A 14,731-nucleotide genomic window follows, 5' to 3' on the forward strand; every position below is an offset into this window, starting at 1 on the left:
ACCAGGGCAATGGCGAGAGCAGCCGCGAGGGCTCAGCTGAGGATCGAGGCGAGAACTGCGGCCGCCTTGCGGCAGTCCTCCGCGGAAGCGTCCAGGTGGGTGACGACTCGGAGCTGGGTGGCACCGACGCCGCCGATCAAGACGCCCTCAGCCTTTGCGGACTCGACCACCTCGGCGACGGTCTTCCCGGTAGCGGCCAGGTCGGCCACCACGATGTTCGTCTCAACCTGATCCGGCTTGACCGACCCAGGAGCGGCGTCCGCGAGGACCTGCGCGATCGCCCGGGCGTTCGCTTGGTCCTCGGCCAGCCGGGCGACGTTGTGCTCAAGCGCATAGAGCCCCGCAGCAGCCAGTACGCCGGCCTGTCGCCACCCCGCCCCGAGACGCTTCCGCCAGACTCGCGCTTCCCGGATCAGTTCCGTCGAGCCGACCAACACCGACCCGACCGGAGCGCCCAGACCCTTCGACAAACAGACGCTCGCGGCGGCGGCCCGGGACGCGTACGACGCGGGAGTGCGACCGGTAGCAACAGCGGCGTTCCACAGCCGGGCCCCGTCCAGGTGCAGCGGCAGTCCGCGGGCCTCGAGTTCGTCCGCCAAAGCGTCGTACCCGTGCTGGATCGCGCCGCCGCCGAAGTTGTGGGTGTTCTCGACCGAGACGGCCGAGGTGACGACGAAGTACGGGCCGAGGTCCGGTGCAATCAGCGCGCGGATCTGCTCGAGGTCGATCTGCCCGGACGGCGCGGTCCACGTCCGGGTGGTGACCCCGTTGACGGCCGCGTGCCCGCCGAGCTCGGCCCGGGCGATATGCGCGCTCGACTCGCAGAGAACTTCGCCGCCGGGCGGAACCAGTGCCCGTACGCCGAGGAGGTTCGCCAGCGAGCCGGTCACGGTGAACAGACCGGCCTCGTGCCCGAGCAGGTCGGCGACGGTCTCCTCGAGCTGGTTGACGGTCGGATCCTCGCCGTACACGTCGTCGCCGAGCGGCGCCGAGGTCATCGCGGCGAGCATGTCCGCCGACGGGCGGGTGACGGTGTCGGAGCGGAGGTCGATCATGCCTTCGCTCCCCGGAGACGCTCGGCGACCAGGAAGGCGAGCTCGAGGGACTGATGCCGGTTCAGTCGCGGGTCGCAGGCCGTCTCGTACCGGTTCACGAGGTCCTCCGCGACCAGCTCCTCGCCGCCGCCGAGGCACTCGGTGACGTCGTCGCCGGTGAGCTCCATGTGTACGCCGCCCGGCCAGGTCCCGACCTGCTCGTGCGCGTCGAAGAAGCCCTGCACCTCGTCCATCACGTCGTCGAAGTTGCGGGTCTTGTACCCGTTCGGCGTCTCGAACGTGTTGCCGTGCATCGGATCGCTCACCCACGCGATCGGCGAGCCGTGATCGCGAACGGCCTCCAGCAACGGCGGCAGCGCCGAGCGGATCTTGCCCGCACCCATCCGGGTGATGAACGTGAGCCGCCCCTCGATCCCCTTCGGGTTCAGCTTGTCGATCAACGCCCGGATGTACTCCGGCGTGGTGGTCGGACCGATCTTCACGCCGAGCGGGTTGCTCAACGACGCGAGGAACTCGACATGCGCGCCGTCCAGCTGCCGCGTCCGCTCCCCCACCCAGAGCAGATGACCGGAGACGTCGTACGGCTGCTCTGTGCGCGAGTCGATCCGGGTCAGCGCGTGCTCGTACTCGAGGATGAGCGCCTCGTGCGACGCGTAGAAGTCGACGGTCCGGAACTCGTCCGCGGTCGCGCCGCAGGCCCGCATGAACGCGAGCGCCCGCTCGATCTCCGACGCCAGCTGCTCGTAACGCCGGCCGACCGGGGACGACTTCACGAAGTCCGTGTTCCAGGCGTGCACCTGGTGCAGGTCGGCGTACCCACCGGTGGTGAAGGCGCGGGTCAGGTTCAGGGTCGCGGCGGCCGCGTTGTAGACGCCGCGGAGGCGCTGCGGGTCCGGGATCCGCGACTCGGGGGTGAAGTCGAAACCGTTGACCGCGTCGCCACGGTACGACGGCAGCGTGACGCCGTCCCTGGTCTCCTCACCGGAGCTGCGCGGCTTGGCGTACTGCCCGGCGATCCGGCCGATCTTCACGACCGGGACGCTGGCGGCGTACTGCAGTACGACGGACATCTGCAGGAGCACCCGCAGCTTGGCCCGGATGTTCTCCGCGGTCACACCGGCGAACGTCTCCGCGCAGTCGCCGCCCTGCAGGATGAACGCCTCACCGCGGGCGACCGCCCCGATCTTCGTGGTCAGGTCGTCGCACTCGCCGGCGAACACCAGCGGCGGCAGGGTCCGGAGCTCGCGCATCACCTGGTCCAGCGCGGCCCCATCCGGCCACTCCGGCTGCTGCAGCGGCTTCAGCCCCCGCAACTCGTCCAGACTCGGAACCCCAGGCACTTCCCCAGCCGTCAACGTCGCAAATTGCATACCGCCAGCCTAAGCCAGCCCCCCACACCCCGACCTCCCCCGTCTCACCCATCCCCCCGCCGGCCCCGCGCACCGCCCCACCCTCGACGAGCCCGGAGTGGGGAGGATCTCCCTCCCGAGACGGGCGGAGATCCTCCCCACAGTGGTTGTCCACAGGTGAGAGGTCGCGGGCGGCGGACCGGGTGGGGAGGTGCATGTTTTGAGGTATGAGTGACGAGGGATTAGCGCGGTCGCTGGCGGAGGTGCGGCGACTGCAGGCGGGAGCGTTCACACGGGCGCAGGCGATGGCGGACGGGATCACAGACAAGGTATTGCGGCGGGGCTGCCGATTGCGGCAGCTGCAACGGGTCCACACCGGCGTGTACGTCGACTTCACCGGACCTCTGCCGTGGGAGACCAGGATGTGGGCCGCCTACCTGGCTTTGGGACCGGGGGCGGCGCTGACCGGTGAAACTGCCCTGCGCCGGTACGCCGTCACCGGTGACTGGCGAGACGATCGGGTCCAGCTCGCCGTACCGTATGGTCGGCGGGTCGATCCGCGACCCGGCATCACGATCAGTCGCCATCGCAACCTGATCTCGCTCCTGCACGGGTCTCGCGAACCACGCAGCGTGCGGCTGGACGTCGCGCTGCTGCTGACTGCGGGCGCAGAGCCAGATGTCGCTCGGCGAGCCGCCGTACTGCTCGACGCGTGCCGGCAGCGCATGACCACGCCCGTGCGGCTACTGGCTGAGCTGGACTCGTTGCCGCAACTCCCCGGACGCCGGATTCTCCGGAGGATCCTCGGTGACGCCGCCGAAGGCGTTCATTCCTTCCTCGAGCACGCATACCTCCGACGCGTCGAACGCGCCCACGGCCTACCGAGAGCCCAACGACAGGTCCGGGACTCGACCACGGGAGTCGCCGTCTATCGAGACGCCGAGTATGTGCCGTACGACGTCATCGTCGAGCTGGACGGGCAGGCCGGGCACGCGGACGTCATGAGCCGCTGGCGCGACATGACCAGGGACAACGCGGCAGCGACGAGCGGCAAAGTGACGTTGCGCTTCGGCTATCAACTCGTCAGTCGCCCCTGCGACGCGGCCGCACAGGTGACCGCCACTCTCCGGTACCGCGGTTGGCCCGGCTCACCCCGCCCCTGCTCCCCCGGCTGCTCGCTGACCTCGCGGGTCACTTCACCGGAGTGGGGAGGATTTCGGCCCGATACGGGCACACGATCCTCCCCAACCCTCGAAGTCAGGTGAGAGAGCTGGGGTCGGTGGGGACGTCTACGGCGTGGTCTTTGAGGACGGTTAGGGGGATGGTTTCTAGGGCTCGGGCGTGGGTGGAGGCCAGTACGACGGGGGCGGCGGCGCCGGCGTGGTGGGACTGGAGCCAGCGGGCGGCGACTACGCACCAGCGGTCGCCGGGTTCGAGGCCGGGGAAGTTGAACTCGGGGCGCGGGGTGATCAGGTCGTTCCCGATCGCGGCCTGGTGGGCGAGGAACTCAGCCGTCATCACCGCGCAGACCGTGTGGCTGCCGAGGTCCTCGGGGCCGCTCGTGCAGCAGCCGTCCCGGTAGAAGCCGGTGACCGGGTCGGTCCCGCACTCCTCGAGCGGTTCGCCGAGAACGTTCAGGTCGGTGTCCACGGAATCCATGCCGACCATCCTCTCCGGCGGCAGGCGGGAAAACGGTCAGCCGAGGTTCGTGTCGCTGAGCGAAGGGGTCAGCTGGCCTTGGTGTCGCCGAGGCGGAGGTGGGCGTCGACCGATTCGCCGGCCTTGATGAGTTCCTTGGCCTTGTCGGCGTACATGTCGACGTACTCCTGGCCGGACAGCTCCATCAGCGCGTACATGATCTCGTCGGTGACGGAACGGAGTACGAACCGGTCGCGCTCCATCCCCTCGTAGCGGGAGAAGTCCAGCGGCTTGCCGAACGCGACGCCCGGGCGCACCTTCCGCGGCAGCAGCCGGCCGGGCTCACGGTAGAACAGGTTCGGCTTCATCCGGCCGGAGGGCTGGAGCTTGTCGGTGTCGATCATCGCGACCGGGATGACCGGGACGCCGGCCACGATCGCCATCCGGGCCACGCCGGTCTTGCCCTTGTACAGGCGGCCGTCGGGCGAGCGGGTGCCCTCCGGGTAGATCCCGAACAGGCCGCCCTTCTCGAGGATGCCGAGACCGGTGTTCAGCGCGGCCAGCGAGGCGCGCCCGCCGGACCGGTCGATCGGGATCTGGCCCACCGAGCGGAAGAAGGTCGCGACCAGCTTGCCCTTGAGGCCGGGGCCGGTGAAGTACTCCGACTTGGCCGGGAACACGATCTGCCGCGGTATCGAGACCGGCAGGAAGATCGAGTCGGAGAACGCGAGGTGGTTGCTGACCAGCAACGCCGGCCCGGAGGTCGGCACATGCTCGACGCCGGTCACCTTCGGCCGGAAGAGCAGGTTGATCAGTGGTGCGACCACGAACCGTCTGAGGAACAAGTACAGCATCCGTCTCGACCTCCGTCACTCGCCCGACAATCACCCGACTGTGCCCGAAAGCGGCCCGGCAACCCTCACCAGCCATCCTCGGCCGTACCCTCTTCCGGCACCAGTGCCCGCCGGTGGCGGTCAGGCGACAACCTCGGCGCGCCGACCGTTCCGGTGCGGACACTACGTTCCAGCTTCCCCCTCAGGCAATGTCACCGCCAGGAATGTGGGTGTTGCTCACCGTGTTGTCACCTGGATGCAGACTGGAAGCAGCCTGTACCTCGTCGTGCCAGACGTGTCTTGACGAGGTACTTGATGCGACCATTGAGTGACGCTCGGACCCTGATCGGTCCGGGCGTCTGTGAGGACCGTGAGCGGCGAGGAGTCGAGCGTGCCAGTGCAAGCCCACGCGGCGGAGTTTCGCAGCCCGGGGACCGGGGAGAACGCCGCTGTCGGAGTCCTGCTGAGTCACGGGTTCACCGGCTCGCCGGTCTCGATGCGCCCGTTCGGCGAGCACTTGGCCGCTGAGGGGTACGGCGTCGCAGTACCGCGGCTGCCCGGACACGGGACCACTTGGCAAGAGATGAACACGACCGGCTGGCCGGACTGGTACGCCGTACTCGACAAAGAGTTGGACCGGTTGCGCAAGGAGCACGACCAGGTGTTCCTGGTCGGCCTGTCGATGGGCGGCTGTCTGGTACTGCGGCTGGCCGAGCAGCACGGTGTCGACATATCTGGTCTGGTCCTGATCAACCCGTCGGTCCGGACCGATGACAAGCGGCTGGCGGTGCTGCCGGTGCTGTCGCGGTTGGTTCCGTCGTTCCCAGGCATCACGAACGACATCAAGAAGCAGGGCGCGGACGAGTACGGGTATGACCGGATGCCGCTGCGCGCACTGCTGTCGCTGTCGAAGCTCTGGAAGCTGACTCGTGCGGATTTGGCCGAAGTCACGCAGCCGGTGCTGTTGTTCCGCAGTACTGTCGATCATGTGGTGGAGCCGAGCTCGGGGCGGACGGTGCTGTCGTCGATCTCGTCCCGCGATGTGACCCAGACCCTGCTCGAGGACAGCTATCACGTGGCAACTCTGGACAACGACGCACCGCGGATCTTCGCGGACACGTCAGCCTTCATCCGCCGGCTCAGCGAGAACGGGCACCCGGGCGGCAGCAGCGATGCGTGACAACGGACTGACGGCGGCGTCGTACACGTCGCTCGGGAGGATCGACCCGTTGATCGCGGAGCCGGTGCTGGACGCACTCGCCGCGGCCGGCATCGCGGCGTACTGCGAGAACCAGAGCGAGGCGCGTACGCCGGACCAGAGCGAAGCCCGTGCACCCGAGGAGCCGCAGGAGCCCGAGGAATCGGTCCGGATACCGGTCGGGTACGACGAGATCTTCGTCGACGCAGCCGAGGTCGAAAAGGCCCGCCCGGTGATCGACCGCAGTACCGAGGACGCGGAGTGGCAGTCGCTGGTCGAGCAGTTCGGCCAGCCGTCCGCGCCCGGCCACGACGGCGGCGAGGACCCGGTCCCGCGGTGGCCGGCGAGCGAGGATGTCGACGAGAAGTACGAACCGCTGATCGACGTACCGTCCGGGCTCACCGTCCAGGACACACCGGACGAGGACGACGAGGACACCAAGCCGGCGAAGAAGGCCGACGACCCGCACGACCACTTCGTCCCGCCGGAGCCGCCGCGCGGACCGCGGCTGGACTGGATCAGCCGGCTCGCCTGGCTCGGTCTGCTCGGCGGTCCGCTGCTGCTGATCGCGGCCGCCGTGCTCGACTTCGGCACCGGCCGGATCACCACGCTCGCCGTGACCGGATTCATCGGCGGATTCCTCACGCTGGTGCTCCGGATGAAGGACCGTCTTCCTCCGGGAGACGGCGGCGACGACGGGGCGGTCGTCTGAGCTAGCATTCGGATCGTCGGACAATCCGACGAGTCCCGAGGGAGGGTACCCCGTGCAGGTCACCGAGACCGTCGAGATCACCGGCCACCTGATGGACTCCGGGCTGCTGTCCCGGGTCCTCGACGACATCCGCGGGTACGGCGGCGAGTACACGCTGGACAAGTTCGACCTCGGCTACGACAAGGACGACCCGTCCACGGTCCGGATGACGGTCGGCGCGGACGACGAGGAGTCGCTGCAGCGGCTGCTGATGCGGATCCAGACCAAGGGCGCGAACCTGGTCGACCCCGGTACGCCGGAGATCACCGAGGTCTCGCAGGACGGCGTGTTCCCGGACGGGTTCTACTCGACCACGAACCTGCCGACGAGCGTGCGGCTCGGCGGCCACTGGGTTCTCGTGCAGAACCCGGAGATGGACTGCGGGCTGATCGTCGAGGGTGACGTCGTACGGACGATCCCGATGTCCGACGTCCGCGCCGGGATGCGGATCATCACCAGCGCGCAGGGCGTCCGGGTCACTCCCCCGATCGTGACGAGCACCGAGGACGGGTTCGGCTTCATGGAGTCGGACGTGTCGTCGGAGAAGCCGCAGCGGGTCCTGGTCAAGCAGGTCGCGGACGGCATGCGTGAGGCGAAGGCGAACGGTCAGAAGGTCCTCTGGGTCGGCGGCCCGGGCATCGTGCACACCGGTGCCGCGCCGGCGATGGTCGCGATCGTCGAGGCCGGGTACGTCGATGTGCTGTTCGCCGGCAATGCGCTCGCGACCCACGACATCGAGTCGTCGCTGTACGGTACGTCGCTCGGCGTCGACCTGGCCCGTGGTCGCGGGGTGGAGCACGGGCACGAGCACCACATCCGCGCGATCAACACGATCCGCAAGGCCGGGTCGATCAAGGCCGCTGTCGAGCAGGGCGTGCTCACCTCGGGCGTGATGCACGCGCTGGTGAAGAAGGGCGGGAAGTTCGTGCTGGTCGGGTCGGTGCGCGACGACGGGCCGCTGCCCGATGTCTACACCGACGTACTCGAGGGTCAGCGTGCGATGCGGGCCGAACTGGACGGCGTCGGGTACTGCCTGATGGCCGCGACCATGCTGCACTCGGTTGCCACTGGCAACATCCTGCCGGCGTCGATCCCGTTGACCTGCGTGGACATCAACCCGGCCACCGTGACCAAGCTCGCCGACCGCGGTTCGTCGCAGGCGCGCGGGATCGTCACCGACGTCGGCCTGTTCATCGAGCACCTGGCCCGCGAGCTGTCGCCGTCGTACGCCGACTTGAAGTGACCCTGTCGGCGTACAGGCTGGTGTCATGGTGAGTGAGGACTTCGAGTCGTTCCTGCGCCGCTTCGAGGAGGCCAACACCGCGTTCGTGAACGGCGACCCGTCGCTGTGGCTGCCGCTGGTGTCACACAGCGAGCAGACCTCGATCTTCGGCGGCTTCGGCGGCCAGGAAGTCGGCTGGTCCGAGATCGGCCCACGCTACGAGTGGGCGTCGTCACAGTTCCGGCCGAGCGGCGCGAAGGTCGAGTTCGAATACCTGGACAAGCACGCCGGCGCCGAGGTGGCGTACTCCGTCACGATCGAGCGCTGCACGGTCCAGTACGCCGACCGTCCCGGCGACCACCCGCACATCCTGCGCGCCACGATGATCTTCCGCGACGAGCCCGACGGCTGGAAAATCGTCCACCGCCACGGCGACCCCCTAGTCCCGAAGGCCTAGCGAGCGTGATTCGCCGGCACGGTGTTGGATGGGGTCCATGACCGAACTCGTACACCTGCAAGTGGCCGACGGCGTCGCGACGATCACGCTCGACTCGCCGCACAACAAGAACGCGCTGTCGCAGCAGTTGACGGGTGAGTTGCTCGAGCAGCTGGACGCGGCCGGGGCGGACGATGCGGTGCGGGTGGTCGTAGTTCGGTCGGCGCTGGATGTGTTTTGTTCTGGTGCAGACCTGTCCGAGGCGACGACGGTGGGGATGGGCGTCGGGGCGCAGCGGATGGTCGACGTACAGCGGGCGATCGTCGCGAACCCGAAGCCGGTGGTCGCGCGGGTGGCCGGGCCGGTTCGGGCGGGCGGGATCGGGATGGTCGCGGCGGCCGATATCAGTGTTGCCGGGGAGAGTGCGACGTTCGCGTTGACCGAGGTACGGCTGGGGCTTGCGGCGGCGACGATCTCGCTGACCGTCCTTCCACGGCTGACGGACCGCGCGGCGGCGTACACCTTCCTGACCGGCAACGCGTTCGACGCACTCGAGGCGGCGCGGCTCGGCCTGCTCACGCTGACGGTCCCCGACAGCGACCTCGACGAGGCCGTCGACACCGTGCTCGCGTCTCTGCTGAAGGGCGTTCCGCAAGGGCTGCGCGAGACCAAGAAGCTGCTCAACCGCGACTTGCTCGCCGACATCGATGCCCGCGGCAAGGATCTCGCGGAACTGTCGGCCAGCCTGTTCGGCTCCTCCGCGGCCCAGGAAGCGATGCTCGCCTTCCTCAACCGCCGCAACCGCTGATTCAGGACCTGATTTCCACCAGGAGCGGCAGGTGGTCTGAGGCGGCGGCCAGGTCCTCGCGAGTTGCCGGGATGTGGCGGCGGCGGCCGTTCAGCCCAGGTGTGAGTTCGGCGGCGTCGATGCGTTTGTGGGGCGTGGTGGAGTTGAAGGTCGGGCCGGCGTCCAGGTCGACGAGGCCTTCCTCGGCCAGGCGTTTCCAGATCGGGCCGTCGGGCTCTTCGTTGACGTCGCCGGCCAGCAGGTACGGCGTACCGAAAGAGCGGCACAGCGTCAGGACCTGAGCGATCTCATGCACCCGGCCACGGGGATGCAGGCCCAGGTGGCAAACGACGACAGCTAGTCGGGTCGAGCCCAGGACAACTACACCGCCGACCGCGCCACCGGGGAGCTGGGTGGCGATGAAGTTCAGTCGGCGGCGGATGAACGGGCGCCAGATCCGCCGGCCGCGGATGCCGGTCAGATCGATGCCGTCGGCAACCAGGATCGCGTTCCGGGCCGACGCCGCGACGTACCGCATGCCGAACGTCGCCGCCATCGCGCGACGCTTCCGCCGAGTCCCCCACCAGGTCGGCGCTTCCTGCACCAGCATCACGTCCGGCGCGCACGCCTTCACCACCCGGGCGAGCGCCGTACGGTCGTCGCCCCAGCGGTGCACGTTGTACGACAACACCCGCAGCGGCGGGCTGTCACTCATCCGTCGGTGTCGCCGTTCAGATCAGCCGGGTGCAGGTCCGCGTCCTGCGCCGCCGCCCGCATCCCGGTACGGCGTCCTGCCGACTTCCGAGCCGCCCTGTCCAAGCGGGTCGACCGGCCACGCGCAGCCGCCGTCTTCGCCGTCACCGCGGTCGTCTTGACCCGAACCCGGCGCAACCAGGTCGCCTCTTCGCGCGCCAGGTCGGCCGCACCGACCAGGCCAGCCTCCGGGCCGAGCACCGCGCGAACGATCCGCGCCTCCGGCCGGAACCCGCGACCGGTCAGCGTCCTCTTGAACGCCTCGCGAGCCGGTGCCAGCAGCAGCTCACCCGCATCGGACACGCCACCACCGATCACGAACGTGCCGGGGTCCAGCGCGGCGGCCAGGTTCGCGAGGCCGATGCCGAGCCATCGGCCGACGTCCTCGAGCAGCTCGACCGCAACCGGGTCGCCGTCCTTGGCCAGCTCGGTCACCATCGGTCCGTTGATCTTCCGCGGATCGCCACCGGCCGCACGCAGCAGGTTGTGCGCGACCGGCGAGCCGGACAGCGCCAGCTCGCGGGCCTCGCGGGTGAGCGCGTTGCCGGACGCGTACTGCTCCCAGCAGCCGCGGTTCCCGCACTCGCAGCGATGACCGCCGGGGACGACCTGCATGTGGCCGAACTCGCCCGCGATGCCGAACTTCCCGCGCTGCAAGGCGCCGTCGTTCAGGATTGCGCCGCCGATGCCGGTCCCGAGCGTCACGCAGACCAGATGGCTCTCGCCCTGCCCGCCGCCGAAGCGCCACTCCGACCACGCGGCCGCGTTGGCATCGTTCTCCACCACGACCGGTAGACCGAGGCGGCGCTCGACCGCATCCCGTAGCGGCTCGTGCCGCCAGGCGAGGTGCGGCGCGAAGAGCACCGACGACCGCGTCCCGTCGACGAACCCGGCGGCGCCGATTCCGACCGCGATCACGTCATGCCGGGACTCCAGGTCGCGGACGATCTCCGCGATCGCGTCCTCGGTCTCCTTCGGGTCCGTCGTCGGCGTGTCCCGCCGCAACCGGTCCAGAATGTTGGCCTCCGGGTCGACCACTCCGGCAGCGACCTTCGTGCCGCCGATGTCGATCCCGATCGTCAGAGCCTGTGTCAGAGCCAAGGTTCGACCTTCCTCGCGGTACCCCCGGTCCCCAGTCCAGTATCCCTGGTCAGGACAATCACCGTGTCTTCTCGGGCGCCGGAGCCGGCCGGCGGGCCAGGTCGGCGGCGCCGATCAGGCCGGCGTCGTTACCCAGCTCGGCGAGGCTGAAGGAGGCGTGCGGACGGTTCGACTTGGCCGGGAGGTTCTTCTCGAACGCCAGCTGAGCCGACTTCATCAGCAGCTCCTTCGCCGCGCTCACCCCGCCTCCGATCACGATCTGCGTCGGGTCGAACATCGTCGCGAGGCTCGCCAGCCCCTCCCCGAGCCAGCGGCCCAGGTCCTCGAGCAACTCCACCGCGCACGGGTCGCCGGCCATCGCGGCCTCGGTGATCATCGGCCCGGTCAGCTCCGCCGGGTCGGTGATCCCGCAGACGCTGAGCATCTGCACCGCCGCGAGCGAACCCGACTCGGCACCCGCACGCCCCTCGCGCACCAACGCACGCCCGGACGCGTACTGCTCCAGGCAGCCGCGCGCCCCACACCCGCACCGATGCCCACCGGGTACGACGCGCATGTGGCCGAGCTCGGCCGCGACACCATGAGCGCCACGGAGCAACTCGCCTTCCACCACGACGCCGCCACCGATCCCGGTGCCGACCGTGATGCAGACCATGTGCTCGACGTCCTTCGCCGCACCGAACGCGAACTCGCCCCAGGCCGCCGCGTTCGCGTCGTTCTCGACCACCACCGGGATCTTCAGCTTCTCGCCGACCCGCGCCCCGAGCGGCTCGTCGCGCCAGGCCAGGTTCGGCGCGAACAGTACGGTCGAGCGGTCCGACGAGACGAACCCGGCGGCACCGATCCCGACCGCCTCCACGTCGTGACCGGCGATCAGCTCGGCTGCCGCGTCGCAGATCGCCGCCGCGGTCGCGTCGACGTCGTCCGCCGGGGTGTCACGATGCGTGCGGGCCCCGATCACGCCGTCCTCACCGACCACGCCGGCGGCGATCTTCGTACCGCCGACATCGATGCCGATCGTCAGTCCCATGGCTCGGGGTCCTCACTCACGTCGATCCGGTCCACCCGGGGCCGGTTCGTTTCCTCGTCTGGTTGCGGGGATCGCGGCGCTGCGTCCTCCCGCGACTGCCGGGCCGCGTCCGCCGCGGCCTCCAGCAGAGTTCTCAACGAGCCCAGGACCTGCGCCGCGGCCGTCGACAGCTGCTCGATCGTCTCCGGGCTGGTGTTCCGCACCCGGTGGATCAACTGGCAGACCGGACACCACACACAGTCCGGCCCCAGCTTGTGCTCATGCTTCTCATCCGCAGAGTCCGCAGGCGGAGGCTCGTCCCCAGCGGCGTTCTGCAGTACGGCGAACAGCTTCGCGGCCTCTTCTGCGATCGAACCGACCGGTTCCCTACTCACCGGCCGTCCCCGATCGCGGCCTCACGGAGGGCCAGCTGCTCGTGGAACTCGGCCGTCAGGCCCTGCGCCAGCTCCTGCGCGGACTCCAACGGCCCCGACCCGCTCGGCATCTCCGAAGGCGCCACCGGCCGCGCACTCTCCCGTGGCGCGAAGCGCACCTGCAGCCGCCCTTCGTCGAGCCGCGCACCCGCGACCACGCCCCGGGCCAGCGCCGCCGGCAACGGCAGCACCCGCCGGTACGACCCGACGGTGATGATCAGCTCGTCCCCGTGCCGGGCCAGCTCCAGCTCGCTGGCCGATGCCAAGGGCAACGGCATCGTCAGCGTGTACGTCCGGCCGTCGGTGTCGATGTGCCGATCCACCCACAACGAGGTCTCGTCGGTGGCACGCGCGAACGGGTCATCGCCGCCGTACATCTCGACCGCGAACGCGGCCAGCTCCTCGACGCCGACCGGCTCACAGACCCGGTACGGCGACTCCCAGATCGGCAGCGGCCGGAAAGAGTCCGCGACCTCCTCGAGAATCCCGCGCTGCGCGGCAACCCACTGCCGCCGCCAGGTGTCCGCACCGGCCGCCGGGAAGACCCGGTTGGCTACGACACCGTCCACGCGGTACCCGTACAACGAAAGCCTGGTCAGCGACCGCCGCGCCTCCGCGACCACGACCGCCTCCGGCGTCAGCACCAGCCGCACCGAGGCGTCCGGGCCGGCCAGCAGCGTGCGGATATCGGAGAGGTCGCTCTGCAACCGCCGGAGCGCGTCGAAGACCGTGTCGTCGGGCATCGGGATGCTCGACCCGCGGTTCAAGAACGGCCGGAAGGTCCGCATCATCTTGCGCTCTGCGTTGAAGATCCGGTCCAGGTACCAGTTCAGTGCCTCGGGCAGCCCCAGCAGCCGCAGTGTCTCCGCGGTCGGCGCGCAGTCGACGACGATCACGTCCCAGCGACCGGACCGGACGTGGTCGCGGACCTCAAGCAGCGCGAGCACCTCCGCGGCGCCGGGCAGCACGGTCAGCTCCTCGGCCTCGATCGGGTCGAGACCGACCATGTGCAGCACCGAGCGCAGGTAGTTCTGAATGTCACCCCAGGACCGCTCGAACTTGCGCTGGGCGTCGATCTGCTGAACGAACAGCAGGTCGTCGATCTCCGTCGGCTCCTGGCCGACCTCGGAGTCGAACGCGTCCGACAGCGAGTGTGCGGCGTCCGTCGACAGCACCAGCGTGCGCAGCCCGCGCAGCGCGGCGAGCGTGGCCGTCCCGGCAGCGGAGGTGGTCTTCCCTACGCCGCCCTTACCTGTGTACAGCAGTACCCGAGTCACTGGATCAGGACTCGACGCGCTTCTTGAGGCCCTTCAGGGCGGTGTCGATGATGACCTTCTCGGCCTTCCGCTTCAGCATCCCGATCATCGGGATCGCCACGTCCACGGCCAAGCGGTACGTCACCTCTGTCCCCTCCGCACCCAGGTCCTTCAACACGTAGGCGCCGTCCATGCCCTTGACCATCTTCGCCTCGACCAGCGTCCAGGTCACCTCGTTGCGGGACCAGACGTAGGCCAGCGTGTACTCGTCCGAGATCGCGCCGGCGTCGACCTTGAACCGCACCTTGTTCGGCCGGCCGGCCTCGTCGGTGGACAGCACCTCGGTCTCGCGCATCGAGTCGGCCCACTCCGGGTATGCCGCGAAATCCGCGATCACCGCCAGGATTTCCTTGGGGGTCGCGTTCATCTGGATGGTCGAGGTGGTCTGTTCCGCCATCGATTCACCTCTTCGCCGGTCGGGTCTGGTGCACAGGACTGCCACTGTCCTCACCGGAGACTATCGCGGGTTCGGATCCGGTACGGCGTTCGCCCGCCGGACGACCCGCTTCGGCTTCGTCCTTGAACCGCCACAGGTGCTCCCGGTACGCCGCGACGTACCGCTCCTTCAGCCTGGCCAGGGCCTGGCCGCGGACCGCGCGGGCCGGGTCGACACGCAGGTACCAGTGCACGACGACCCCGTCACGGACCGGTTCCAACCACCATTCCGCCGTACCGATGGCGGCGCCGGTGACGAGCCATCGGACACCTTCCAGGCCGCGGCGCTCGGACGGGGTCAGGGTGAGGTCCGGCCACCACTCGCGCCAGAGGGTGTCCGAGCCGAGCCGCTCGGCGACGTAGGCTTGATCCGCAACGACCAAGTCGTCGCAACTGATGTCGAGCACTGGCATA

General features: G+C 69.3%; 17 protein-coding genes. 6 read left to right on the forward strand and 11 right to left on the reverse strand.

The window, feature by feature from the left end:
* Positions 1 to 32: 32 nt before the first annotated feature.
* Positions 33 to 1,055, reverse strand: coding sequence for a threonine aldolase family protein (locus EV650_RS10930; RefSeq protein WP_134117881.1), 1,023 nt, complete (start codon positions 1,053 to 1,055; stop codon positions 33 to 35).
* Positions 1,052 to 2,425: a class II 3-deoxy-7-phosphoheptulonate synthase gene (locus EV650_RS10935; protein WP_238174138.1), complete on the reverse strand. Its 1,374-nt coding sequence runs from the start codon at positions 2,423 to 2,425 to the stop codon at positions 1,052 to 1,054. Before EV650_RS10935 ends, EV650_RS10930 begins: the two co-directional genes overlap by 4 nt.
* A gap of 206 nt (positions 2,426 to 2,631) precedes the next feature.
* On the opposite strand from EV650_RS10935, the gene EV650_RS10940 reads away from it, so the two are divergent.
* Entirely contained in the window at positions 2,632 to 3,669 is a 1,038-nt protein-coding gene (locus tag EV650_RS10940; protein ID WP_134117883.1) for a type IV toxin-antitoxin system AbiEi family antitoxin domain-containing protein, read from the forward strand.
* Here the strand turns inward: EV650_RS10940 and EV650_RS10945 are convergent.
* Complete coding sequence (locus EV650_RS10945; RefSeq protein WP_134117885.1) at positions 3,662 to 4,063, reverse strand: DUF2237 family protein; 402 nt, start codon at positions 4,061 to 4,063, stop codon at positions 3,662 to 3,664. The genes EV650_RS10940 and EV650_RS10945 overlap by 8 nt on opposite strands.
* 68 nt (positions 4,064 to 4,131) lie before the next feature.
* Positions 4,132 to 4,896 carry a lysophospholipid acyltransferase family protein gene (locus EV650_RS10950; protein ID WP_134117887.1) on the reverse strand — a complete coding sequence of 255 codons (765 nt, stop codon included), beginning with the start codon at positions 4,894 to 4,896 and terminating at the stop codon, positions 4,132 to 4,134.
* Between the two features lie 370 nt (positions 4,897 to 5,266).
* Between EV650_RS10950 and EV650_RS10955 the strand changes: the two genes are divergently transcribed.
* The 5 genes from EV650_RS10955 to EV650_RS10975 are packed head-to-tail and all read left to right on the forward strand — an operon-like array spanning position 5,267 to position 9,290.
* On the forward strand, positions 5,267 to 6,055 hold the full coding sequence (locus tag EV650_RS10955) for an alpha/beta hydrolase (protein ID WP_238174139.1): 789 nt from the start codon (positions 5,267 to 5,269) through the stop codon (positions 6,053 to 6,055).
* Positions 6,048 to 6,785 carry a hypothetical protein gene (locus tag EV650_RS10960; RefSeq protein ID WP_134117889.1) on the forward strand — a complete coding sequence of 246 codons (738 nt, stop codon included), beginning with the start codon at positions 6,048 to 6,050 and terminating at the stop codon, positions 6,783 to 6,785. The genes EV650_RS10955 and EV650_RS10960 overlap by 8 nt, the downstream gene beginning before the upstream one ends.
* Positions 6,786 to 6,837: 52 nt before the next feature.
* Complete coding sequence (locus EV650_RS10965; protein WP_134117891.1) at positions 6,838 to 8,067, forward strand: ornithine cyclodeaminase, nickel-pincer nucleotide-dependent; 1,230 nt, start codon at positions 6,838 to 6,840, stop codon at positions 8,065 to 8,067.
* A gap of 25 nt (positions 8,068 to 8,092) precedes the next feature.
* Positions 8,093 to 8,503: a YybH family protein gene (locus tag EV650_RS10970; RefSeq protein WP_134117894.1), complete on the forward strand. Its 411-nt coding sequence runs from the start codon at positions 8,093 to 8,095 to the stop codon at positions 8,501 to 8,503.
* A 37-nt stretch (positions 8,504 to 8,540) separates the two neighbouring features.
* On the forward strand, positions 8,541 to 9,290 hold the full coding sequence (locus EV650_RS10975) for an enoyl-CoA hydratase family protein (protein WP_369409951.1): 750 nt from the start codon (positions 8,541 to 8,543) through the stop codon (positions 9,288 to 9,290).
* Between the two features lies 1 nt (position 9,291).
* Here EV650_RS10975 and EV650_RS10980 read toward each other — a convergent pair whose 3' ends face one another.
* The 7 genes from EV650_RS10980 to EV650_RS11010 are packed head-to-tail and all read right to left on the reverse strand — an operon-like array spanning position 9,292 to position 14,730.
* Positions 9,292 to 9,984 carry an endonuclease/exonuclease/phosphatase family protein gene (locus EV650_RS10980; protein WP_134117898.1) on the reverse strand — a complete coding sequence of 231 codons (693 nt, stop codon included), beginning with the start codon at positions 9,982 to 9,984 and terminating at the stop codon, positions 9,292 to 9,294.
* Positions 9,981 to 11,123, reverse strand: a complete 1,143-nt coding sequence (locus tag EV650_RS10985; RefSeq protein ID WP_134117901.1) for an ROK family glucokinase — start codon at positions 11,121 to 11,123, stop codon at positions 9,981 to 9,983. Before EV650_RS10985 ends, EV650_RS10980 begins: the two co-directional genes overlap by 4 nt.
* A 58-nt stretch (positions 11,124 to 11,181) precedes the next feature.
* A complete protein-coding gene (locus tag EV650_RS10990; RefSeq protein WP_134117903.1) occupies positions 11,182 to 12,153 on the reverse strand; it encodes an ROK family glucokinase in 972 nt (323 codons plus the stop codon).
* Positions 12,144 to 12,527 (reverse strand): hypothetical protein, encoded by a 384-nt coding sequence (locus EV650_RS10995; RefSeq protein ID WP_134117905.1) that lies wholly within the window; start codon positions 12,525 to 12,527, stop codon positions 12,144 to 12,146. Before EV650_RS10995 ends, EV650_RS10990 begins: the two co-directional genes overlap by 10 nt.
* Positions 12,524 to 13,843 (reverse strand): ArsA family ATPase, encoded by a 1,320-nt coding sequence (locus EV650_RS11000; protein WP_134117907.1) that lies wholly within the window; start codon positions 13,841 to 13,843, stop codon positions 12,524 to 12,526. The genes EV650_RS10995 and EV650_RS11000 overlap by 4 nt, the downstream gene beginning before the upstream one ends.
* Positions 13,844 to 13,847: 4 nt before the next feature.
* Complete coding sequence (locus EV650_RS11005; RefSeq protein ID WP_134117909.1) at positions 13,848 to 14,279, reverse strand: SRPBCC family protein; 432 nt, start codon at positions 14,277 to 14,279, stop codon at positions 13,848 to 13,850.
* Positions 14,280 to 14,283: 4 nt separating this feature from the next.
* Positions 14,284 to 14,730 (reverse strand): polyketide cyclase / dehydrase and lipid transport, encoded by a 447-nt coding sequence (locus tag EV650_RS11010; protein WP_134117911.1) that lies wholly within the window; start codon positions 14,728 to 14,730, stop codon positions 14,284 to 14,286.
* Position 14,731 lies beyond the last annotated feature (1 nt).

This window comes from Kribbella kalugense, assembly GCF_004365875.1.
Lineage (GTDB): Bacteria > Actinomycetota > Actinomycetes > Propionibacteriales > Kribbellaceae > Kribbella > Kribbella kalugense.

Bases quoted from the DNA above. Each gene is read 5' to 3' on its own strand.
- EV650_RS10990 (WP_134117903.1), bottom strand. From the start codon at position 12,153: ATGGGACTGACGATCGGCATCGATGTCGGCGGTACGAAGATCGCCGCC.
- EV650_RS10935 (WP_238174138.1), bottom strand. From the start codon at position 2,425: ATGCAATTTGCGACGTTGACGGCTGGGGAAGTGCCTGGGGTTCCGAGT.
- EV650_RS10940 (WP_134117883.1), top strand. From the start codon at position 2,632: ATGAGTGACGAGGGATTAGCGCGGTCGCTGGCGGAGGTGCGGCGACTG.
- EV650_RS10970 (WP_134117894.1), top strand. From the start codon at position 8,093: ATGGTGAGTGAGGACTTCGAGTCGTTCCTGCGCCGCTTCGAGGAGGCC.
- EV650_RS11010 (WP_134117911.1), bottom strand. From the start codon at position 14,730: ATGCCAGTGCTCGACATCAGTTGCGACGACTTGGTCGTTGCGGATCAA.
- EV650_RS10975 (WP_369409951.1), top strand. From the start codon at position 8,541: ATGACCGAACTCGTACACCTGCAAGTGGCCGACGGCGTCGCGACGATC.
- EV650_RS10930 (WP_134117881.1), bottom strand. From the start codon at position 1,055: ATGATCGACCTCCGCTCCGACACCGTCACCCGCCCGTCGGCGGACATG.
- EV650_RS10945 (WP_134117885.1), bottom strand. From the start codon at position 4,063: ATGGATTCCGTGGACACCGACCTGAACGTTCTCGGCGAACCGCTCGAG.
- EV650_RS10950 (WP_134117887.1), bottom strand. From the start codon at position 4,896: ATGCTGTACTTGTTCCTCAGACGGTTCGTGGTCGCACCACTGATCAAC.
- EV650_RS11005 (WP_134117909.1), bottom strand. From the start codon at position 14,279: ATGGCGGAACAGACCACCTCGACCATCCAGATGAACGCGACCCCCAAG.
- EV650_RS10960 (WP_134117889.1), top strand. From the start codon at position 6,048: ATGCGTGACAACGGACTGACGGCGGCGTCGTACACGTCGCTCGGGAGG.
- EV650_RS10980 (WP_134117898.1), bottom strand. From the start codon at position 9,984: ATGAGTGACAGCCCGCCGCTGCGGGTGTTGTCGTACAACGTGCACCGC.